Below are 20,757 nucleotides of genomic sequence, written 5' to 3'. Positions count from 1 at the left end.
TCTAACGCGGTGGACGTTATCAGACGTCAAAGAAATGCACGCCGGGTGAATCCTTGGTGGCATCGGCAGGCGTCGATGTCACCTTAATCGGGATCATCCAGACGTCCCCCAATAGTCAGTCTATAAACACGTACAGTTCGAGAATTTTCCCGTCGCGCGTGACCGCTATGTCGATGCCCGTCACGGCCGTTCGATTGTCGTCGGGCCCATATCCCCACGCGAGACGTCCGATTCCATGCATCACGTCAACGGGTCCACGCTCGACAAAGTCGAAACCGGGGAATCTCGCCTGTAACTCATTAACCCTGCGGTGGATGGCGTCGAGGCCGACATGCCGGCCGTCCGGATCGACGAAGATACCCTCAGGCAGCCAGATGGTTTCCAGTTCCTTCATTCGCGCCACAGAATCTCGCTCGCTGAAGACGGCGAGCAAGTTTCGCTTCATCAGTTCATTCACAGAAAATTCCATCGTGAATTCCTTTGAGTAGGCACGGGCCGGGCCGGGCGACAGTTCACCGGCATCACCAGCCCGTGCGTTAAAAATGAGTGCTGCCCGCCAATGTCGAGCAGCCATCGAACCGGCGCCGAAAAAATCAGACTTGCGCGCGTCCGCCATCAACGAACAGTTCGATCCCGGTGATATAGCTGGCATCGTCCGAGGCGAGAAAGGACACTGCCTTGGCGATTTCATCGGTGCTGCCGACACGGCCAAGCGGTGTCGTTTCGGCAACCTCCCTGGAATAGGCTTCGATCTGTTCGTCGCTCATCTTGAGTTCGGTTTTGTAGGCAGGTGTGACGACGACACCAGGCGCGACCACATTGACGCGGATGTCGCGGCCTTTGAGATCGGATGCCCAGGTGCGTGCGAAGGAGCGCAAGGCGGCCTTGGTGGCGGCATAAACGCCGAATGCCGGTACGCCTTGTATCGATGTGATCGATCCTGTTATCACGATGGCGCTGCCGGGCTGCATAAGCGGCAACGCGCTCTGCACGGTTAGCAGGGTGCCTTTCACGTTGATGTCGAAGTACTTGTCGAATTGTGCTTCGGTGATCTGTCCGAGCGGGGTGAACTCGCCGCCGCCCGCATTGGCAAACAGAATGTCTATCCGCTGATGCTCCTCAGACACGGTGTCGACGATTCTCTTAAGGTCTGTGGCCGACGAAATGTCGCCGCGAATCGCCCGTGCCCCGTGCCCGATTTCAGATACCGCATCGTCTAATTCTGCCTGGCGTCGACCGGTGATAAACACCGTTGCACCTTCGCGAGCGAGGCGCTTGGCGGTCGCGAGACCGATTCCGGTGCCGCCGCCGGTGACGAGCGCCACCTTTCCCGCATGCCTGGTCGAATGGATGTTGTCGTAGAGAGACGTTGTCATTTCTGGGCTCCTGCTTCAGCTGTGTGGATGGAGAAGCCCAGCTTAGTTTAAACACCCACACAGATAAATATGTATATTGTGGTTTATCTATTCACCTGTGTGAATAATTGACGAGGTAAATCCATGGACCATTTGCAGGCCATTCGCATTTTTGTCCGCGTTGTCGAGACAGGAGGTTTCGGGCGGGCGGCCCTTTCTCTGAATATGCCCAATGCCACGGCGAGCAAATGGGTCCAGTCACTGGAAGCGCATCTTGGCGTAAAACTGCTGGAGCGCAATACGCGGCGGGTCAGCGTGACGACCTATGGCGCGGCTTACTATGAGCGCACCCGGCAACTCCTCAGCGAGCTCGATGACATCGAGGCGACGCTCGGCCGGGAGGAGGCGAGCCCGCGTGGTGTGCTGAGAGTCGACGCCGGTGGATCGACTGCAAGCGGCATTCTCATTCCCGCGTTGCCGGCCTTTCTTGAACGTTACCCGGACATACAGGTTCAACTAAGCGTCACTGACCGTACCGCAGATCTTGTCGCCGAAAACATAGATTGCGCAATTCGAAGTACAGCCGATGATCCGGATCTCGTGACGCATCCAATCGGGAAGCTTGTGTGGACCACATGTGCGAGTCCCGCGTATCTTGCGAAGCACGGCACGCCGAAACATCCTCAGGAAATCGTGGATAACAACCTGCCGGTTGTTGGATACTTTTCTGCCAGTACAGGTGTGACGCAACCGCTTATGTTTCGCAGGGACGAGGAGACGATCACGCTTGGTCGCGTACGCCACGACGTTCTTGTTAGCGAGAGCAATTCGCACCTTGCTACCGCACTGGCTGGTTTGGGGATCGTCCACACGCTGGATTTTATGGTTCGCCCTTTCATCAAGCAGAGGAAACTTGTACCCATTCTCACGCGATGGCGACCGGACCCGCTTGACGTTTATATCGCGTATCCGCCTAGCCGAAGATATAGCACCAAGGTGAGGGTGTTTGCGGATTGGGCCGCTACGTTGTTCGCGTCTGCGTGAGTTGTGGCGGGAAATGGCTGGGTGACTTCGCCGCGCGTAGCGCAACGCTGTCGCAAGCACTCGTAGAAACACATCCTTGGTTTATGGCCGATCCATGCACGTCGTGCGATTTTCGCCCCCAAAACACCTCGGCGTGTTCCTACAAGCGCTTGCGGCAACCGTCTACGGAAAAACGCGAACGGGAAGACTGCGGAGACAGAGAGGGTGATTCCGGCCGAATCATTTAGACCCTCGCTCTGTGACCACGAGATTCTGTCATCAACCGTATAACGAATTTATAAAACCGCGCGGTGCTTGCCGTAAATTCAGCATATCTAATCGCACGTCCTGCTATTGCTCTCGACCCACATACCTTCTTTATCAAGTAGCTCACTCTTTATACGAGGGCTTTAGACACACCTCGATATCATCGCTCCGCTTGACGCCGCTGCTTCAAAGCCAGGCGTCATTCTTCGGAGAAAAATCATGTTTGAAATTGGAAAAGAGTATTCCCGCGAAGACATTCACAGGGTGACGGGAGGATGCAAGCAGGCATTCTTGCCGACAAAGGGCGGCAGGGTTGTCGCTGCGCGATTGCGTCAGGACCTCAACCCCTATGCCCCGGATGTGATCGTCTGCGATAGCAGTGCCGCTGCACGTGCGGCCGGCCGCACGCTCGCGCGACAGACCGAGCCGCTTCCTGTTTTTGTCCGAACAGCAACTGACCGATTCCGTTACATGGGCGAGTACGTTACCGACGAATCGTTCACTGCTCCACTCGACTACGCCAAATACGTGCAGAACACCGGATTTACGCTTGGCCAGATTTCGCGTGTGATCAAAATGAAACGCCGTTGATCACAACGGCGTCTTCGATTCGGAATCCTCTCTTCGCCGGCTGGGTTGTTGCTCGCACCCAACCGGCGATCGTCAATGACGCGCCAGACAGCGCTCACTCCTCGCACTTCACATCCTGCCGCCGCACGACGATGATCACCGGGTAGGTCCCGTGCTCGAGTTCCACGCGCGCGACCACGGCTATCGTCGCGTTGTCGACGTCGTCATACACGCTGACTTTTTCACGGCTAAGGTTTGTTACGCCGGTACAGCCAGACGCGCGACCCTCGTCGGAGATTTTGCATTGGATCGGGTTGTCAGCAACAAAGCGATACTTGTCTCGGTCAGGCGTCGCGAGGTAGTCGCGAAAGCTCTGAGCCGCTCCACCGACACCGGTGACATATCCAATCGCGCACTGCAGTTTGGGTGTGTCGTTGCCCGCGGATGTTTGGGCCGTCGCGACTGAGCTTGCGGCAGCGATGACCGCGGCGAATGTCAATGCAGAGAGATATTTCATGGCGCAAATCACCGTTGTCGGATCGAAGTGCTGGATTGTAATGGCATCTTGCGCAAGGGCGCTGAACGCGGCGACCCGTCAGGCGATGGGCGTGCCAAGGACCGGGGGTGACGAGCCCGTAAGGTGCGCCACCCTGAGATCACGGCTGCTTGCGTGACTTTCCCCTGCCCGTGGTTTTCGCTGCGGGTGTGTGCGCCTCGTCGCGTTCCCGGCTCCAGTGTTCGAGCAGCGTGCGAGTCTGCTCGCGGATGGTCGACGTGAGCAGCGCCGCCTTTTCCGCGTCAATACTTTTCCAGCCGAGCATCGACAGCTTGGACGGATGCGCAATGTGAAAAATAACCATTTGCCCATGCAGGCTGAAGGTGCGGATCAAGGTGACCTGATCGTCGACCGCACGCCCGGAAATTCTCGCCACTAGCGCCGTGCTGGCATCGTTGAGCGGCTGGCGGATCCGGGCGCCGAAAATCTGCATGGCACTCTGGGGTTCGTGTCCTGCCTGTTCGCGTGCGAAGAACATCCGCCGGCCAGGTTTGCATGCCTTGATGAAAGCGGCGTGCGCGATCGCTACCTGAATACCGAGGAAGGCGTCGATCAGCGCCGGGATGTCGGCGTTCTCACGCAGTACTTCCTGCGCACGGTCGATAGCCGGGCCGAATGTCTCCCATGCGTCGTCGGCGAGCATCTCGACGCATGCGCGATACACCCCTTCCTTATTCTCGAAGTAGTACTGCAGTGCGGGCGCGTTGACGCCGGCGCGGGCCGCGATGTCGCGTGTCGACGCGCCCTCGAAACCGTGTTCGCCAAACAGTTCGATCGCCGCCTCGATGATCCGGTGCCGCGTTTCGTCGCCGCGTGCATAGCCGCCTTCCGGCGAGCGGCGCAGCTTCTTTGCGGTGCTCATGCATCTTTCTCCATTACACGTATTGCGGGAATTCGTAAGAAATATATCACTTGACACAATTTGATCAACTGGAATAATTGTGCCACGTGGAAACAATTGGACCGATACGATGTCAGCGACCGCAGGCTCTCCCTCCCGCCCCATACCCGCCGAAGATTCGCCCGCAGCAGGCGCGAGGCGTCCCAGCCGGCGCAAGGTGCTGATCGCGCTCGGCGTTGTCGCGTTGATCGTCGGCGCCGTCTGGCTCGCCCGCTGGTGGACCGTGGGCCGCTTCATCGAAAGTACCGACGACGCGTATCTGCAGGCCGACAGCGTCACCGTGGCGCCCAAGATCGCCGGCTACGTCACGGAAGTTTACGTCGCGGACAACCAGGTCGTGAAGCCGGGCGATCCGCTCGTCCATCTCGACGCCCGCCAGTATCAGGTCGCGCTCGACCAGGCGCGGGCCACAATCGATGCACGCAAGGCTGACATCGAACGCGCGCAGGCCGACATCAAGCAGCAGCAGTCCAACATTGCGCAAGCCCAGGCGCAGCAGCAGGTGGCGCGCGTGAGCGCGCAGCATGCGAGCGACGAAGTGCGCCGCTACGCGCCGCTCGTGGCCACCGGCGCTGAAAGCAGCGAAAGGCTGGCGGAATTGACCAGCAGCCGCGATCAGGCGAATGCCACGCTCGCCGCGAATGCGGCGGCGGTCGAGGCAGCACGCTCGCAGATCGGTTCGGCCACCGCGCAGCTCGCGCAGGCGCGCGCGCAACTCGAAGCGGCCCAGGCCAGCGCGCAGCAATCGCATCTCGATCTCGACAACACCGTGGTGCGCAGTGTCCTCGGCGGGAAGGTCGGCGATCGCACCGTGCGCGTGGGTCAGTACGTACAACCCGGCACGCGGATGCTGACGGTCGTGCCGGTCCAAAGCACCTACTTGCTGGCGAACTTCAAGGAAACGCAGGTGGGCGGGATGCGCGTGGGTCAGCCGGTGGAAATGCATGTCGACGCGTTGCCCGGTCATACGCTGCACGGCGTGATCGACAGCTTCTCGCCCGGCACGGGCTCGCAATTCGCGCTGCTGCCGCCGGAAAATGCCACGGGCAACTTCACCAAGATCGTGCAGCGGGTCCCCGTGCGGATTCGCATCGACACGGGTACGGAAACGCGCAGCGTGCTCTTGCCGGGGCTGTCGGTAACCGTGGATGTCGACACACGTTCAGCGCGCGATCGTGATGCGCGCATCGACAGCGAGAACCATCGTGGCTGAATCGGGAACCACAGCTCCCGCCGCCGCCGCGCCAGCCGCACCGCGTGGGGAAGAGCGGGCCAGCGTCGGCGACTGGATCGCCGTCGCCGCGGGCGCGCTCGGCGCCCTGATGGCGACGCTCGACATCTCGATCACGAACTCCGCGCTGCCGCAGATCCAGGGTGAAATCGGCGCCACCGGTACGGAAGGCACCTGGATTTCGACTGGCTATCTGATGTCGGAAATCGTGATGATTCCGCTGGCGGCATGGCTTACGCGAGTGTTCGGCCTGCGTAATTTTCTGCTGATCAACTCAGCGTTTTTCATTGCCTTCTCGATGATGTGCGGCTGGTCGCACACGTTACCGATGATGATCGTCGGCCGCATCGGGCAGGGCTTCGCTGGCGGCGCGCTGATCCCGACGGCGCAGACCATCATCCGCACGCGCCTGCCGCTATCGCAGATGCCTGTCGGCATGACCATGTTCGGCTTGATCGTATTGCTCGGGCCGTTGCTTGGACCGGTTGTGGGCGGCTGGCTCGCGGAGAACATCAGCTGGAGCTGGTGCTTCTTCATGAATCTGCCCATCTGCCTTGCGTTGATGACCCTGTTGACCGTCGGGTTGCCGTCAGACCGGCCGCACTGGGAAGCGTTTTTCAAGGCGGACTGGCTCGGCATCGTGGGTCTTGCGATCGGCCTCAGTTCGCTCACGGTCGTGCTCGAGGAGGGTCAGCGCGAGCGCTGGTTCGAATCGTCGATGATCATGGCGCTCACCTGCGTGTCGCTCTTCGGCATGATCCTGATCGCCGCCTCGCAAATGACCGCGAAGAAACCGATCGTGCGGCTGAGTCTGATGCGCAACCCGAATTACGCCAGCGTGATCGTGATCGTGTCCGCGGTCGGCGCAGCGCTTTATGGTGTGTCGTATCTGCTGCCGCAGTTTCTCGGGGTGGTCGCGGGCTACAACGCCGAACAGTCCGGCGCGATCATGCTGCTTTCCGGGCTGCCCGCCTTCATGATCATGCCGATCCTGCCGCGGCTGCTTGGCAAAGTCGATTTCCGCGTGCTCGTGATCACCGGGTTGGTGTTGTACGCGATCAGTTGCATGATCGACATTGAATTGACGGCACAGAGTGTCGGGCACGATTTCATCTGGTCGCAGCTGATACGCGGCACCGCACAGATGCTCGCGATGATGCCGCTCAATCAGGCGTCGATGGCGGCCGTGTCGCGCGAAGATTCCGGCGACGCCGCCGGTCTCTACAACATGGCGCGCAATCTCGGCGGATCGATCGGCCTTGCGATCATCGGGACCGTGATCGACCGGCGCACGACCTTTCATACCGCGATGATCCGCGAGTCAGTCAGCGCCAATTCGCTGATCGGCCAGGAGAGCCTGGCGGCAAACGCGGCGAACTGGTTCGCCCATACAGGCGACATGGCGTACTCGCAGGTGCGCGCGCTCGGGCAACTCGGCGCGCAAATCCAGCAGCAGGCCATCGTGATGACCTATTCGGAAACCTTTTACTTGCTAGGCATCGCGCTGATCGCCTGCATTCCGCTTGCGCTGCTTCTGAAAACACCCAACCGGAATGCCCCGCCGCCTTCTTCCGCCGGACACTAATGTCTTTTCATCACACCATGATGTTCAACCGTCCTTCGTCTATCGCACTGGCCGCCGCCGTGTTTCTGTCCGCTTTGTCGGGTTGCACGGTCGGCCCGGACTATCACGGCGCACCGCCGGTTGCGCAGGACGCCCGCAGCAGCGCGACCTTCGTGCGTGCTCCGGCTAACGCTACGATTGCAACGCCCGCGCCGAATCAGTGGTGGCTCGCATTCAACGATCCGCAGCTGAACGATCTCATTGCCGCCGCGTTTGCACATAGTCCCGACGTGCATATTGCGCAGGCCCGGTTGCGGGAGTCGCGTTCACAACTGCAGCAGCAACGTGCGAACGAATTGCCGAAAATCTCGGGCGATGCTGCCGCGCTGCGCATGCGCTCGCCTGATCTGAGTTCGCTCAGCTCTGGAAGTAGTACAGCGTCGTCGGGTCGTGGCCCGTTGCAGCTCTATACCGCGGGCTTCGACGCCACCTGGGAAATCGATCTGTTTGGCGGCACGCGGCGCGCCATCGAAGCGGCGTCCGCGGATGCGGAAGCCGTCGACGCCGATCTCGCGGACACCCAGGTGTCGCTCGCGGCCGAGGTTGCGCAGGCCTACATCGAACTGCGCGATCAGCAGACGCGGCTTGAACTCGCGCGGCGTCAGGCGGAAACCGAACAGAAGATGTTGACGCTCACGCAGCAGCGCCGGGAGCGCGGCACGGCAGCAGACCTCGATGTCGAACGCCTGAGCACGCAGGTTGAAAACACCCGCGCAACGTTGATCCCGCTCGACGCGCAACTGACCGATTCGCTCGACCGCCTCGCGGTGCTGACCGGCCGTGAGCCTGGCGCGCTGGACCAGCAACTCGCGAGCACGCGGCCGCTGCCGGCGTTACCCGGCACAGTGGCGATCGGCGATCCGTCGGCGATGTTGCAGCAGCGTCCCGACATTCGCGCTGCGGAGCGGCGGCTTGCGTCGAGCAATGCGCAGATCGGCGAACACATCGCGGATTTTTTCCCGAAGGTGACGTTGCTCGGCGATATCGGCTTCAGCGCAGGCGATCCGGGTCATCTCGTGCGCAAGAACAATTTCAGCTGGATCGGCGCGCCGTATCTGCAATGGAACGCGTTCGATTTTGGCCGCACACTGGGCAGCGTCCACGCAGCCGAGGCATCGCGTGACGAAGCCGAAGCGCGTTATACGAAGGCCGTGCTCGGCGCGCTGCAGGACGCGAACTCGTCGCTCTCGCGCTATGGGCATCAGCGCGATCATGTCGTCACGCTGCAAAAGGTGGAATCGTCCGCAAGCCACTCGGCTACGCTGATGCGGCAGCGCTATTCCGCCGGCGTCGCCACGCTGATCGATCTGCTTGACACGCAGCGCGAAGAATTCACTGCGCAGCAGAATGTGGTCGCGGGACAGGCCGAGTTGCTCAAGGACTTTGTGTCGCTGCAGAAAAGCCTCGGCATTGGCTGGCAAGCGCAGCAGGGCTAGCGCCGCCCGGGCCGACCATTTCCGGCTAGATCATTCAGTTACGCTTTAGCGGTAGCGGCGCCCTGCGGATTCGCACGGCGCGCCGCTTCTGCCGCAGCCTCGATACACGAGGCGAGACGTTGCGTGGCAACTTCGATTTCGGCGTCGCTGAAACCACCTAGACCCAGTATCAAACCCATTGGACCTTTTCCATTGGAGTACATGGGCGATACCGCTCGTACAGCAACCCCACTCTCACCTGCTAACGACGCCACGAGCCTGTCGTCGACGTCTCCGCCAAGCCAGAGCACGAGGTGCATGCCCTGATCGCTCGGCTGCAACCAGGCAACCTCTTTCGGCAGCAGTCGCTCGAGCGTCTCGATGATGCACGCGCGGCGGTCCGCATAGACGCCACGAATACGCCGGATGTGGCGGTCCAGATGGCCTTCTGCAATGAAGGCTGCCAGCACGTGCTGATCTGCGTTTGGGGGATTGCGATCCATGAGCACGCGCGCGCCGCAGAATGCCTCCACGAGGTTCGGCGGGACAACCGCATAGCCGAGCCGCAATGACGGAAACAGGATCTTGCTAAACGTGCCGAGATAGACCACGCGGTTAGGATCGAGCCCCTGAAGCGACGGAAACGGATGTCCCGCATAACGCAGTTCGCTGTCGTAGTCGTCTTCCACCACCCAGGCGTTGTTCGCGCTGGCCCACGCCAGCAGCGCGTTGCGCCTCGCCATGCTCAATGGCATTCCCAGCGGATACTGGTGCGACGATGTGACGAATGCCGCACGTGCATGCGGGGCCAGCTTGATACCCGCATCGACGTTGAGGCCCTCCGCATCGACGGGCACCCGGATCATGCGCTCAGGGCGACCAGTGCTTTCCAGAATGGCTGTAATGCCCCTATACGCCGGGTCCTCCACCCACGCTGACGCATCGCCGTCGAGCAGCACCTGGCATGAGAGGTAAAGGCCTTGCTGTGTGCCGCTGGTGATGATCACCTGCTCAGCCTCGCAACGAACCGAGCGCGATTTCCTGACGTAGTCGGCCACCGCTTCGCGCAGCGCCAGCGCTCCTTGTGGGTCGCCATACCCGGCCGGAGCGCCAGGTCCGCGGGCGCGCAGCCGGTTGCCGAGCCGGCGCCAGGCATCGTCCGGAGCGGCAGGGCCTGTGGGTACCGAAACGGCGAAAGGCGCCTGCGGGACGGCAGAGAACTGACGTGCAACCTGTGCGAACAGACGGGCGCGTTCTGGAAGCGGGGCAGTTTCAACGGATGAGGATCGCCCTCGGGCGTCGGCAGGCAGCGTCAGCGATTGCGCGACGCGTGTGTCGGAGCCAGGCTGCGATTGCAGAAAGCCTTCGGCGATCAGTTGCTCGAATGCCTCGACGACAGTTCCCCGTGCAACATGCAACGAAGCAGCCAACGTGCGTGTGGAGGGGAGCACTTCGCCGGGTTTGAGGTCGCCACGGCGGACGGCGTCGCGGAGTGCCTGCGCGAGCTGACGGCCCAAATGGCCCGCGGCTCGATCCAGGATGCCGATCGCCGGAACTTCCACCGCTTTCGGTTTGCGAGCCATGACTTTCTGGTCCAATGAAAATGATCCAAACTGGTTCTACAATATAAACCAGTTTGCCGCCACAATTCTTCACAGGCCTGCCGCACCGGCGTTGCCTGCAATGAGGGTTAGCGCATCGCTGCACTCATCACGGAGCCCCCTATGTACGTACCCACTCATTTTGATGAACCACGCACCGAGGTGCTGCACGCGCTGATCACAGAGAATCCGTTCGGCACTCTGTTCACGCACGGCAAAAGCGGTCTGGACGCCAACCACATTCCGTTTGATCTGAAAGCCGGCGAAGGCGCGTATGGCGTCCTGCATGCTCACGTGGCTCGCGCCAATCCGGTCTGGCAGGACGTGGCCAACGGAGACGAGGTACTGGTCGTGTTTCGCGCGGGCGACGCCTACATCTCGCCCAACTGGTATCCGAGCAAGCACGAGCTTCACAGGCAGGTGCCGACATGGAACTACAGGGTGGTCCACGCGCACGGCCGGGTGACCATCCGCGACGACGAGCGCTATGTTCGCGGGCTGGTCGCCCGTCTTACGCGGACCCATGAAGCTTCCCAGCCTCGTCCGTGGAAGATGACGGACAGCACGGCCGACTACATCGACATGATGCTCAAGGCGATTGTCGGGGTCGAGATCGAAATCACCCGCCTGGTCGGGAAGATCAAGCTCGGCCAGAACAAGGAAGTGCGGGATATAGAAGGGGCCGGCACTGCCCTCAACGAGCGGGGAGAAAACGTGATCGGCGAAGCCATGCTTGAGTGCGCCGCAATAAAGGCCGCAAAGGCAGGCGATTCCCCCGCCTGACGCTCATCAAAAACCGCGACCAGTGCGGTCTCTGATGCTGGGCAGGAAGGGGCGCGGCTCAAGCAGCAGGGAGCGCGAGCCGCGCGATTTCGGCAAAGTATCGGGCACCGGTGAGCAGGATCTCGTCGTTGAAATCGTAGGTGGCGTTGTGGAGCGGAGTACTCCCTTCCTTCCCCGTCTCGCCATTGCCGATAAAAATAAAGTTGCCCGGCACTGCCTGAAGGAACGCGCCGAAATCCTCGGAGATCATCATGGGTTGCACGCTGGCGTCGACGTTTTCTGCGCCGACGATATTGCGCGCGGCCGAAACCGCAAGGTCCACATATTCTGGTGAATTCACCGTAGGCGCGAATTCGTGGGTGTATTCGAACGCGCATTCAGCCCCGTGCGCGTGACAGATTCCTTCGCTGATTTCTCGCATGCGGGTTGCCAGCATGGCCTGGACTTCGGGCGTGTAGCTGCGCGTATCGCCCTTGATCGTTACGTTTGACGGGATGACGTTGCGGATACCATCCGTAATGAATTCGGTGCAGGAGATCACCGCCTGCAGGCTCGGATCGAGATTGCGGGACACGATTGTTTGCAATGCCAGCACGATTTGCGACGCGATCACAATCGGATCGACGCCCATGTGCGGTCTCGCTGCATGCGTACCACGTGCCTTGATATGGATGACGAAATTGTCTTCGCTGGCCATGATGCCGCCCGCGCGTGTCGCGAAGGTTCCGGCGGCCATGCCGGGCATATTGTGCGCGCCAAAGATCGCGTCGACAGGATATCGATCGAAAAGCCCGTCGTTCATCATCGCTTTCGCACCGCGGCCATGCTCTTCGGCCGGTTGAAAAATGAATCGGACGGTGCCGCTGAAATTCTTCTTCTCGGCAAGCAGGCGCGCGGCCCCGAGAATCATCGACATATGTCCGTCGTGTCCGCAGGCGTGCATCTTGCCTTGCGTTCGCGAGGCATACGGGCGATCCGGTGCGTTCTCCACGATATTCAGCGCATCCATGTCGGCACGCAGACCAATCACGCCACGGCCGCTGCCGACCGTGAGATTCGCGACGAGTCCGGTGCCGCCGATTCCTCGGTGCACGTCGAGGCCGAGGGCCTTCAAGGCGCGTGCAACATAGTCCGAAGTCGCGACTTCCTCGAAGCCGGTTTCCGGGTTCTGGTGCAGATGCTGACGCCAACTCTTCAACTGCGATTGCAAGGCGATTTCCATAACATCTATCCCTTTTCGATGGCCATTCAGGTTGTCTTATCGAACCGCGGCTTCGAGCCATTGAGCCTGACGTGAAAGAACCGAACCGGCTGTTTCGCCCACGCATTCAAGGTAGACCGACGGCGCCGTCGCGCCTTCAGTGCTGATCACCAGAACGCGCGAATCTTTGTTCAGGCCGGCGGCGCGTGCCAGTTGCGAATCCTGCATGAGGACTTCGAGGCCCGCGTAACCCGCCGCGCCGGATTCGCCGGCTACCAGCGGAACGTCCGCACCCGTTCCTGCTGCGAGCCTGCGCATCGCGGCAATCGCGTCTTTGTCGCTGATCGTCATGAAGTCGTCTACGCACGACTCGAGGATCTTCCACGCGAGCGGTGAAGCTTCGCCACATGCAAGGCCCGCCATGATTGAATCGACGGACCCAGTTGCTTTCGCCGGCCGGCCTGCGCGCGCGCTTTGATACAGGCAGTCTGCCTGCTGCGGCTCGACGACAACAAAGCGCGGACGTTTGCTGCCATGAATTTCCCAAAGATAGCTGGCGACGCCGGCAGCAAGACCGCCGACACCGCCTTGCAGAAAGATATGCGTGAATGCGCATTCGTCAGCATGACTTTCGGATTGCTCGACGATCTCGGCCGCAATCGCGCCGTATCCTTGCATGACGTCGCGAGGAATGGCTTCGTATCCTTCATAGGATGTGTCTGAGACCACGTGCCAGCCGTTGTCTTTCGCGAGGCGCGCGGCTTCTTCCACCGACTCGTCGTAGTTGCCCTTGATACGAATGATCTGCGCGTCGTATGCAGCGATGGCTCGCTCGCGTTCAGCGCTCACGTTGGCGTGCAGAACGATCACGCAATTGCATCCGAGTGTTTGTGCCGCTGCGGCCAGCGCTTTGCCGTGATTGCCGTCGGTCGCGCTGATCACGACGAGGTTCGTGAGCACGCTCTTGTAGCGTCCCTCGATCAAACTCTTCGGGTCGAGATTGTGCTCGGGCCACAAACGCAAAATCAGGCGCACGAGCGCAATAGGCGCGCCCAGCGCCTTGAAGCTGCCGAGTGGCGAGCGCACGGATTCGTCCTTGATGCACAGACGCGCCACGCCAAGTCGCGCCGCCGCATCGGGAAGATCCCACAGTGGGGTAGCCGAGGAACCGAGAAGCGCCCAGTTCTTAAGCCATGCGCGGCTCTGTTCGGCGGCCTCCACGTTCAGAATTGCCTTCAGTTCGTTCGGGTAGTCGGTGTGCGACGCGCGCTCGTTCGCGATCAGCATTGCGGTGTGGCTCCAGTGAATGATTGTTCGGCAGGACCGTCGGGCTCCCCGCCGCGGGGAATCGATAAGTCAACCAATGCCAAAATAATATTGCTTGACGTGCTTAAATTAATCCCTAAATCTTGCGTCCAGACGCAATAATTTCTCGCTTTCGTACAGGGACCCGCCTCATGGCTATCACTCTCGACGCTTTCGATCGCAAGCTCTTGGCCGAGATCCAGCAGGACGCTCAACTCCCGCAAAATGAACTTGGCGCCCGGGTCAACCTCTCGACTGCCGCGGTGAACCGCCGTCTGCGCCGCCTTGCCGAAGACGGCGTGATTGATCGGTACACAGCGATCGTCTCGCCCGAAAAAGTGGGCTGTCCTCTCACCATCGTTTCCACGGTGGAAGTCGAGAGCGAACAGATCGATCTGCTCGATTCCATGAAGCGAACCTTTGAACAATGCCCGCAGATCCAGCAGTGCTACTACGTCGCGGGTGAATGGGATTTCGTACTGATTCTCACAGTGCGCGATATGGAGCAGTACACCGACCTGACCCGGCAACTGTTTTTTTCCAATAACAACGTGAAGCGCTTCAAGACGCTCGTGAGCATGAGCCGCGTGAAGGTTGGATTGGGCGTGCCTGTTGATATCGACGATTGACGCATGTCGTCTGAGCGCGACGCCGGGCCGGGCGGATCGCAACGTATGCGTCGCATCGCTGTCGACAAGCGGCAGACGATGCCCACTACGTTGTCGCGACCGCTCTTATCTGACGACGCTGGTGTCGTGCCAATCGCCTTGGCCAAACTGCCGGACGGTAATCGCGCCGTTGCGAATGTCGCCGTTGCCGTCAAACCTGATCTGTCCCGTCACACCCTCCAGTGCCAGGTTCTGTAGCTTGGGCAGATAGACTTTCGGGTCGACCGAATCGGCCGCCTGCATTGCACTGGCCATCGCCATGACGGCGTCGTACGCATACGGCGCGTAGAGTTGCACGGGCACGCCAAACCGCTGCTGGTAGCGCTTGAAGAACGCGTCGCCTTGCGGCATTTGCGAAGGCGGTACGCCCGCCAGCGTGCAATACGTGCCGCTGTTCATCGCGGCACCCGCGAGTTTGATGAATTGCGGCGTACAGGCCTCGTCACCCGCGATGAGTTTGGCTTTCAGACCAAGCTTCTGAGCCTGCTGGACGAATGCGGCCGCTTGCGTGTCTCCGCCCGTGAAGACGATCCCATCCGGAACGCGGCTCTTGATAGTCGTGAGGACCGCCATCCAGTTGGTGGTTTTGTCGGTACCGTACTCACGCGCGACAACGGTGCCTCCCGAGGCCTTGACCGCTTTTTCGACTTCGTCGGCCAGTCCCTGTCCATAGGCTGTTCGATCGTCGACGATGGCGATCTTCGTGGCCTTCAGGTTCTTCACAAGATAAGTGCCGATGACCGTGCCTTGCCGCACATCGTTCGCAACCATGCGGAAAACGGTTTTAAAACCTTGCGCCGTGAGCTTTGGGTTGGTTGCCGACTCGGTGATCATCGGTATGCCGGCGTCCGAGTAGATTTTCGATGCGGGGATCGACGTACCCGAGTTGGCGTGGCCTACGACGCCGGCAACCCGATCATCGACCAGTTTTTGCGCAACAGTCACGGCGGTTTTCGGATCCGCACCATCATCCTGCGAATCGAGTGCGAACGTGACCTGCTGTCCGCCGATCCGGAGTTTCTTCGCGTTGAGATCTTCGATTGCGAGCCGGACACCGTTTTCGTCATCCTTGCCGATGTGGGCCAGTTCGCCGGACAACGGCGATACCTGACCGATCTTGACCATGACGTCTGCTTCTGCGAGAAGCGGTTGCGCCGCGAACACTATCGCGAGGAAGGGAGGAATGAATTTCAGGTTTTGCATGTTCGGGCGCTCGCTGGGTTGCATCGATGGTTTGGAGGAAACGCTGGCACTTCCGCGGCCTTTTCTGATCGCGTGAGGCTATGACGATCGTAAAAGAGCGCTGCGATAGCCAAAATCCACCGGGTGCGCCGTGGTGCAATTTCTGATCGTTCTGATGGGGGGAAGTGAGAGATTGTTGATGACCGCGTCGCAGCGGGAGCGCGAAGCGGCGGTGAGTCTCGATAACGCTCTAGTCACACCGCCGCACTACGCATTGACCTACCGCCGCCGCGAACGCACCCGCGATTGAGTTTCAGCTTGCGTCTCCACCGCAGCGAGCAGATGCTGGCGACCCTCGTCAAGAATTTCATCCGCAAGCGCCGGGTCAACATCTGCAACAGCACGCGAAAGCAGCAGCGCACCAACCATCTGGCTGAACAAAGTGATCGCCTTGCTGCGGCCGCCTTCGCTGATTCCCTCGGTCTCTTCGATGACCCTGGCGAATCGGGCGAGGTTTACCGCGAGCCCCTCTGCATAAGCGCCGCGCGCGACGTCGTCGAATCGGCGGGCGTCGCCTACAAAACCCGACCAGGGGCAACCGGCCTCGATATTCGCGCGATGCTCGGGAGACAGGTACCACTCAATGTTGTACTTGACCGGGTCAGCGCCCGATGACTTCGCGCCGTCGATCAGAGCAGCATAAGCCTCTCCGCCTTCTTCCATCGCCTTTTCCATCACCGCGGCGACCAGCGCGTCTTTTGATTTGAAGTGGTTGTAGAAACCGCCCTGCGTAAAGCCCGCCGCTTTCATCAGCTCGGCGAGACCGACCGCATCGACGCCGCGTTCGCGAAACAGCTTCTCAGCCGCTGCCACGATCGCGTGCCGGTTTTCCGCCGCCTGCTGCCTGGAAACACCCACTTTCCCTCCCTTTGGCCGAGTGCGGCCCAATAAGACCCATCAAAAAATACAATGGTGATCACCATTGACATTGCCAGGGTGGCCGCCCACAATCCATTTCAATGACAATGTCATTCACCATTGTCTTAAGTATAGCCTTCTTTACCTGTATGTCCAGGCGGCGGGAGGCACAACGGTTATCCGACGCCTGAACGCGTCGTCACCTCACTCTTGAAAGAGGACTTCGACATGACGAAGACAACCCCTGAACAGAACAAGGCGCTCGTGCTGGAAGCATTCGACACCCTGTTCAACAAGCGCGACTACGCAGCAGCCGCGCGCTTCTGGTCAGACAGTTACATCCAGCATAGCGCTCATATCGCGCCGGGACGCGACGGCCTGTTCGACCTGATCCGCACGCTGCCCGACACCTTGCGCTATGAGAACCAGCTGATCCTGGCCGAGGGCGACTATGTCATTGCACATGGGCGCTTCTCGGGACACGGCCGGCCTGCTGCGTGGATCGCAGCCGACGTCGTCCGCTTTGAAAACGGCAAGCTCGCCGAGCACTGGGACGTGCTTCAGGACGAAGCGACCCAGGCGGAATCAGCGAGCGGCCTGCCGATGTTCGGCGACAGCTTTCCTGCCTGACCACGCCAAGCTCATCAACAGCAAATCAACTTCAACTTCATCAGGAATACGATCATGAAACTCACCGGAAACACGATCTTCATCACGGGCGGCGGTTCGGGCATTGGCCGCGGGCTTGCCGAGGCGCTCCACAAGCGTGGCAACAAAGTCATCATCAGCGGCCGCCGGCGCGGCCATCTCGACGAGGTGGTGGCGGCGAATCCCGGCATGGCGGCGATCGAGCTCGACGTTGCCGACCCGGCCAGCATCGAGAAGGTAGCGGCGCAACTGATCGCGGACTATCCCGACCTCAACGTGCTGATCAACAACGCCGGGATCATGGAGCCCGACCAGGCGGGTGGCCACATCGACGACGCGCTGCTGGTGTCCACGGTCACGACCAACCTCATCGGGCCGATCCGCATGACATCGGCGCTGCTCGATCATCTCAAGACCCGGAACGACGCTGTCGTCGCCTATACGAGTTCGGTCCTCGCTTTCGTTCCGTTGGCCGTGACGTCAGTGTATTCGTCGACCAAGGCGGCGCTGCATTCGTACGTCCTCTCGCAACGCTTCATGCTGCGGGACACAAACGTTCGGGTACTCGAAATCGCACCGCCCTGGGTGCGCACGGATCTCATGAACAGCCGCGAAGCCGAACAGGCGATGCCGCTTGACGCCTTTATCGACGAAACGATCGCTGTCCTCGGAACGGACGCGGATGAGGTGCTGGTTGAAGGGGCGAAGGCGTTCCGCGCGAACCCGGGACCCGGCGAGCACGCCTTCGTCAATAACTTTAATGCGCAGATGACGGCAGTCTTCGGTGGGTGATTGACTGCCTGCCGGATACGCATCGCAGGCAAATCGACGCGTATCTGGCGGCAGCGGCACGACCTTCGTTCAACCTCCCTCATCCCGATCCCACGGCGGCACGCCGCCGAACGCATCGACGAGGAAATCGACCATCGCACGTATCTTGGCACTCAGATGCCGGCGGCTCGGATACACGGCGAGGACGTCGATGTCAGGCAGGCGATAGTCAGGCAACACCTGAACCAGCTTGCCGGTGCGCAGGTCGTTACCGATAAGAAAGGTGGGTTGCCAGATCACGCCTTGCCCGGCGAGTGCCGCCGCACGTGCTGTATCGCCGTTGTTGGTATGCATGTGACAGTTGACCTTCACGGTGTGAGGTTTGCGTTCACGGTCCATCAGTTGCCACTCGTCGCCGGTGGCGGCATACGAGTAGCCGATGCATTGATGCTCGATCAGGTCGGCTGGCGTTGCGGGGTATCCGCAACGCGCGAGGTACTCCGGCGACGCACACAGGATGTTTCTCGATGTGGCCAGCTTGCGCGCCGCGTGGCTGGTCGAACCGGCGCGTGAGATGCGAATGGCAAGGTCGTAGCCTTCCTCGACGATATCGACCACACGATCAATCAGCGCGACATCGAGTTCCACGCCGGGGTATTTCCGCATGAACTCGGGCCATAGCGGCGCCAGGTGCAGAATGCCAAAGCTCACAGGCGCATTGATGCGCAACCGGCCGCGCGGTTCGACCGACGCCGATGACACAAGCCCCTCAGTCTCGGCGACGTCGTCGAGAATAGATTTGCAGCGGGCGTAAAGCGTCTCGCCACCCTCGGTCAGAGAAAGCCTGCGCGAAGTGCGATTCAGCAGACGTGTGCCGAGGTGCGCTTCCAGCTCATTCATATAGCGGGTTACGTTTGCGGGCGACGTCTCGAGCGCATCGGCGGCGCGCGTGAAGCTGCCGCGGCTCACCACGGTCACAAAGACTTCATAAGCACGCAGCCGGTCCATGTCTTTCCCCGATCATTCACAAATGCTGAATGATATACCCATGTATTGAGCCTTCCTGCAAAAGTGACTGAAGCCTATATTGCTTCTCACGGACCAAGGCACTGGGCACTGGTCAACACACTGAAGCAGGAGATTGAACATGCAACGCTTATCAGGAAAAGTCGCAATCGTGACCGGCGCCAGCGCGGGAATTGGCCGTGCCACCGCAAAACTGTTCGCCGCGGAAGGCGCAAAAGTGGTGATCGCGGCGCGCCGCGAAGCTGAACTTGAAACGCTCGCGGCGGAGATCGTCAGCGAAGGCGGCGAGGCCGCGTTCCTGGCGGGCGACGTGCAGTCCGAGGATTTCGCGAAAGCGCTGGTTGCGCTCGCCGTCAGCCGCTTCGGCCGGCTCGATATCGCCTACAACAACGCCGGCACCCTCGGTGAAATGGGCCCGACCTCGGGTGTGTCGGAAGCAGGCTGGTCGGCTGCTTTGGCGACCAATCTGACGAGCGCCTTTTTGGGCGCAAAGCACCAGATCCCCGAGATGGTGAAGCACGGTGGTGGGTCGGTCATCTTCACGTCGACGTTCGTTGGTTACTCGTTCGCCTTCCCGGGCACTGCGGCGTACGCCGCGAGCAAAGCCGGCCTGATTGGGCTGACGCAAGCGCTGGCTGCCGAATATGGCCCGCAAGGTGTGCGCGTCAACGCCATTCTGCCCGGCGCCGTGGACACGCCGATGTATCGCGACATGAACGACACCGCCGATTCGCAAGCCTTCGTGACCGGCTTGCATGCGCTCAAGCGGGTTGCACGACCGGAAGAACTCGCCCGTTCGGTGCTTTATCTCGCATCCGATGACTCGTCGTTCGTGACCGGTACTGCTTCGCTGGTCGATGGCGGCGCATCGATTACGCGTACGTAACTCTCTTGATGGCGTCCGACGTTCAGGACGCCTTGTTTGAAGAGATCGTCAGGCGGTCAAGGCAATTCGGCTGCGGCCGCCTGAAACTCCCGTGCATACCGCGCGGGCCGCTGTGAACCATAACGCCCTGCGAGACTCAAGGTTCGACGTTTGCGCGCCGTTATACGGGTTACAACCGTAAAAACTCGGGGGAGAACGGCGATGAACAACGATGAACGTCTTAGGCGTGAATTCTATGTGAACCCGGCTTCCTATTGCCGGGTGATGGCCGTTGTCTCGGCCGTCACCTTCGGTCTGTACCGGGTGGAAGGCGGCGGAACGGTCGGTATGCTCTCCGTCCGCTGGGAAAAACTGGGCAATGAAGTCGTGCCGCAACTGCATGCTTACTATGACAGTTGGCGCGTTCTTGCTTCGTTCTCTGATGTTCTCGCCCGGATGAGCGAAGTGGCGGGATCATCCTGCTCACCCGAAGCCTTGTGTCAGATCCTGCTGGATTGCGGATTCGTCAATCGAATCGAGTCGAACCGGGACTGACTGGTAGCGTTCAATCGTCGATCACTCGTAAGAGATCAGTCTCAACAGGAAGGAAATCGTAATCATGTCAGTATCGGTTCGCGTGGAGTATCAGTATTGCCAGCATGGCAAGAAAGCGGTTCAGACAGGAAGTGACGTGCTAACCGTGTCAGAAGATTCCAAGAGCGCGATTCTCGCCATGTTGCGACTTCTGCATCCGCGTTGGGAGTCGATCAAGGTGCTGTCTACGTCCCCGGCGACGTCGTCAGAAACGACATCGAGCGATTAAAAAACAGCGTCGTCGGCGATGCGC

Annotated in this window: 22 protein-coding genes; 12 read left to right on the top strand and 10 right to left on the bottom strand. The window is 60.4% G+C overall.

All coding sequences use genetic code 11. The features are described from left to right. Positions 1-115: 115 nt before the first annotated feature. Both R8871_RS05220 and R8871_RS05215 read right to left on the bottom strand, forming a co-directional pair. Positions 116-616, bottom strand: coding sequence for a nuclear transport factor 2 family protein (locus R8871_RS05220; RefSeq protein ID WP_175049358.1), 501 nt, complete (start codon positions 614-616; stop codon positions 116-118). Further along, entirely contained in the window at positions 594-1,376 is a 783-nt protein-coding gene (locus R8871_RS05215) for an SDR family NAD(P)-dependent oxidoreductase (RefSeq protein ID WP_175049357.1), read from the bottom strand. Before R8871_RS05215 ends, R8871_RS05220 begins: the two co-directional genes overlap by 23 nt. Before the next feature lie 123 nt (positions 1,377-1,499). Here R8871_RS05215 and R8871_RS05210 point away from each other — a divergent pair, with 123 nt between their 5' ends. Continuing rightward, complete coding sequence (locus R8871_RS05210) at positions 1,500-2,399, top strand: LysR family transcriptional regulator (protein WP_175049356.1); 900 nt, start codon at positions 1,500-1,502, stop codon at positions 2,397-2,399. Between the two features lie 465 nt (positions 2,400-2,864). After that, positions 2,865-3,236: a hypothetical protein gene (locus R8871_RS05205; protein WP_175049355.1), complete on the top strand. Its 372-nt coding sequence runs from the start codon at positions 2,865-2,867 to the stop codon at positions 3,234-3,236. Between the two features lie 94 nt (positions 3,237-3,330). Here the strand turns inward: R8871_RS05205 and R8871_RS05200 are convergent, their stop codons facing one another. Together R8871_RS05200 and R8871_RS05195 are read right to left on the bottom strand one after the other, a co-directional pair. Next, the gene (locus R8871_RS05200) at positions 3,331-3,732 is read right to left on the bottom strand and encodes a hypothetical protein (RefSeq protein WP_175049354.1); all 402 of its coding nucleotides are present in this window, start codon (positions 3,730-3,732) and stop codon (positions 3,331-3,333) included. Between the two features lie 139 nt (positions 3,733-3,871). Continuing rightward, positions 3,872-4,633, bottom strand: a complete 762-nt coding sequence (locus R8871_RS05195; protein ID WP_175049353.1) for a CerR family C-terminal domain-containing protein — start codon at positions 4,631-4,633, stop codon at positions 3,872-3,874. A gap of 109 nt (positions 4,634-4,742) precedes the next feature. Here R8871_RS05195 and R8871_RS05190 point away from each other — a divergent pair, with 109 nt between their 5' ends. The 3 genes from R8871_RS05190 to R8871_RS05180 are packed head-to-tail and all read left to right on the top strand — an operon-like array spanning position 4,743 to position 8,963. After that, on the top strand, positions 4,743-5,885 hold the full coding sequence (locus R8871_RS05190; RefSeq protein ID WP_246287393.1) for an HlyD family secretion protein: 1,143 nt from the start codon (positions 4,743-4,745) through the stop codon (positions 5,883-5,885). Then, entirely contained in the window at positions 5,851-7,488 is a 1,638-nt protein-coding gene (locus tag R8871_RS05185) for an MDR family MFS transporter (protein ID WP_407673120.1), read from the top strand. The genes R8871_RS05190 and R8871_RS05185 overlap by 35 nt, the downstream gene beginning before the upstream one ends. A 17-nt stretch (positions 7,489-7,505) precedes the next feature. Further along, the gene (locus tag R8871_RS05180; protein ID WP_175049994.1) at positions 7,506-8,963 is read left to right on the top strand and encodes an efflux transporter outer membrane subunit; all 1,458 of its coding nucleotides are present in this window, start codon (positions 7,506-7,508) and stop codon (positions 8,961-8,963) included. Between the two features lie 38 nt (positions 8,964-9,001). On the opposite strand, the gene pdxR is transcribed toward R8871_RS05180, so the two are convergent. Then, positions 9,002-10,525, bottom strand: coding sequence for a MocR-like pyridoxine biosynthesis transcription factor PdxR (pdxR, locus tag R8871_RS05175; protein ID WP_175049352.1), 1,524 nt, complete (start codon positions 10,523-10,525; stop codon positions 9,002-9,004). Between the two features lie 141 nt (positions 10,526-10,666). On the opposite strand from pdxR, the gene R8871_RS05170 reads away from it, so the two are divergent. After that, on the top strand, positions 10,667-11,326 hold the full coding sequence (locus R8871_RS05170) for an FMN-binding negative transcriptional regulator (protein ID WP_175049351.1): 660 nt from the start codon (positions 10,667-10,669) through the stop codon (positions 11,324-11,326). 58 nt (positions 11,327-11,384) lie between these two features. Here R8871_RS05170 and R8871_RS05165 read toward each other — a convergent pair whose 3' ends face one another. Together R8871_RS05165 and R8871_RS05160 are read right to left on the bottom strand one after the other, a co-directional pair. Continuing rightward, positions 11,385-12,548: a M20 aminoacylase family protein gene (locus R8871_RS05165; RefSeq protein ID WP_175049350.1), complete on the bottom strand. Its 1,164-nt coding sequence runs from the start codon at positions 12,546-12,548 to the stop codon at positions 11,385-11,387. 36 nt (positions 12,549-12,584) lie between these two features. Beyond that, a complete protein-coding gene (locus R8871_RS05160) occupies positions 12,585-13,814 on the bottom strand; it encodes a diaminopropionate ammonia-lyase (RefSeq protein ID WP_175049349.1) in 1,230 nt (409 codons plus the stop codon). Between the two features lie 170 nt (positions 13,815-13,984). Here R8871_RS05160 and R8871_RS05155 point away from each other — a divergent pair, with 170 nt between their 5' ends. Beyond that, the gene (locus R8871_RS05155; RefSeq protein ID WP_175049348.1) at positions 13,985-14,461 is read left to right on the top strand and encodes an Lrp/AsnC family transcriptional regulator; all 477 of its coding nucleotides are present in this window, start codon (positions 13,985-13,987) and stop codon (positions 14,459-14,461) included. A gap of 105 nt (positions 14,462-14,566) precedes the next feature. Here the strand turns inward: R8871_RS05155 and R8871_RS05150 are convergent, their stop codons facing one another. Together R8871_RS05150 and R8871_RS05145 are read right to left on the bottom strand one after the other, a co-directional pair. Then, positions 14,567-15,703, bottom strand: coding sequence for a branched-chain amino acid ABC transporter substrate-binding protein (locus tag R8871_RS05150; protein ID WP_175049347.1), 1,137 nt, complete (start codon positions 15,701-15,703; stop codon positions 14,567-14,569). A 258-nt stretch (positions 15,704-15,961) separates the two neighbouring features. Then, complete coding sequence (locus R8871_RS05145; RefSeq protein WP_175049993.1) at positions 15,962-16,600, bottom strand: TetR/AcrR family transcriptional regulator; 639 nt, start codon at positions 16,598-16,600, stop codon at positions 15,962-15,964. A gap of 228 nt (positions 16,601-16,828) precedes the next feature. Between R8871_RS05145 and R8871_RS05140 the strand changes: the two genes are divergently transcribed. Both R8871_RS05140 and R8871_RS05135 read left to right on the top strand, forming a co-directional pair. Beyond that, positions 16,829-17,230: a nuclear transport factor 2 family protein gene (locus R8871_RS05140; RefSeq protein ID WP_175049346.1), complete on the top strand. Its 402-nt coding sequence runs from the start codon at positions 16,829-16,831 to the stop codon at positions 17,228-17,230. 54 nt (positions 17,231-17,284) lie between these two features. Then, on the top strand, positions 17,285-18,040 hold the full coding sequence (locus tag R8871_RS05135; protein WP_175049345.1) for an SDR family oxidoreductase: 756 nt from the start codon (positions 17,285-17,287) through the stop codon (positions 18,038-18,040). A gap of 69 nt (positions 18,041-18,109) precedes the next feature. Here R8871_RS05135 and R8871_RS05130 read toward each other — a convergent pair whose 3' ends face one another. Continuing rightward, complete coding sequence (locus tag R8871_RS05130) at positions 18,110-19,027, bottom strand: LysR family transcriptional regulator (RefSeq protein WP_175049344.1); 918 nt, start codon at positions 19,025-19,027, stop codon at positions 18,110-18,112. Positions 19,028-19,166: 139 nt separating this feature from the next. On the opposite strand from R8871_RS05130, the gene R8871_RS05125 reads away from it, so the two are divergent. From R8871_RS05125 to R8871_RS05115, 3 genes are all read left to right on the top strand, one after another. Beyond that, a complete protein-coding gene (locus R8871_RS05125) occupies positions 19,167-19,931 on the top strand; it encodes an SDR family oxidoreductase (RefSeq protein ID WP_175049343.1) in 765 nt (254 codons plus the stop codon). 201 nt (positions 19,932-20,132) lie between these two features. Next, complete coding sequence (locus R8871_RS05120; RefSeq protein WP_233464891.1) at positions 20,133-20,465, top strand: hypothetical protein; 333 nt, start codon at positions 20,133-20,135, stop codon at positions 20,463-20,465. Between the two features lie 64 nt (positions 20,466-20,529). Further along, positions 20,530-20,733 (top strand): hypothetical protein, encoded by a 204-nt coding sequence (locus tag R8871_RS05115; RefSeq protein WP_175049342.1) that lies wholly within the window; start codon positions 20,530-20,532, stop codon positions 20,731-20,733. Positions 20,734-20,757: the final 24 nt, after the last annotated feature.

The organism is Paraburkholderia sediminicola, from assembly GCF_902859805.1.
In the GTDB taxonomy this organism is placed as follows: Bacteria; Pseudomonadota; Gammaproteobacteria; order Burkholderiales; family Burkholderiaceae; genus Paraburkholderia; species Paraburkholderia sediminicola.
The sequence above is the reverse complement of the archived record's forward strand: the minus strand, read 5'-3'. Positions and strand labels throughout refer to the sequence as shown.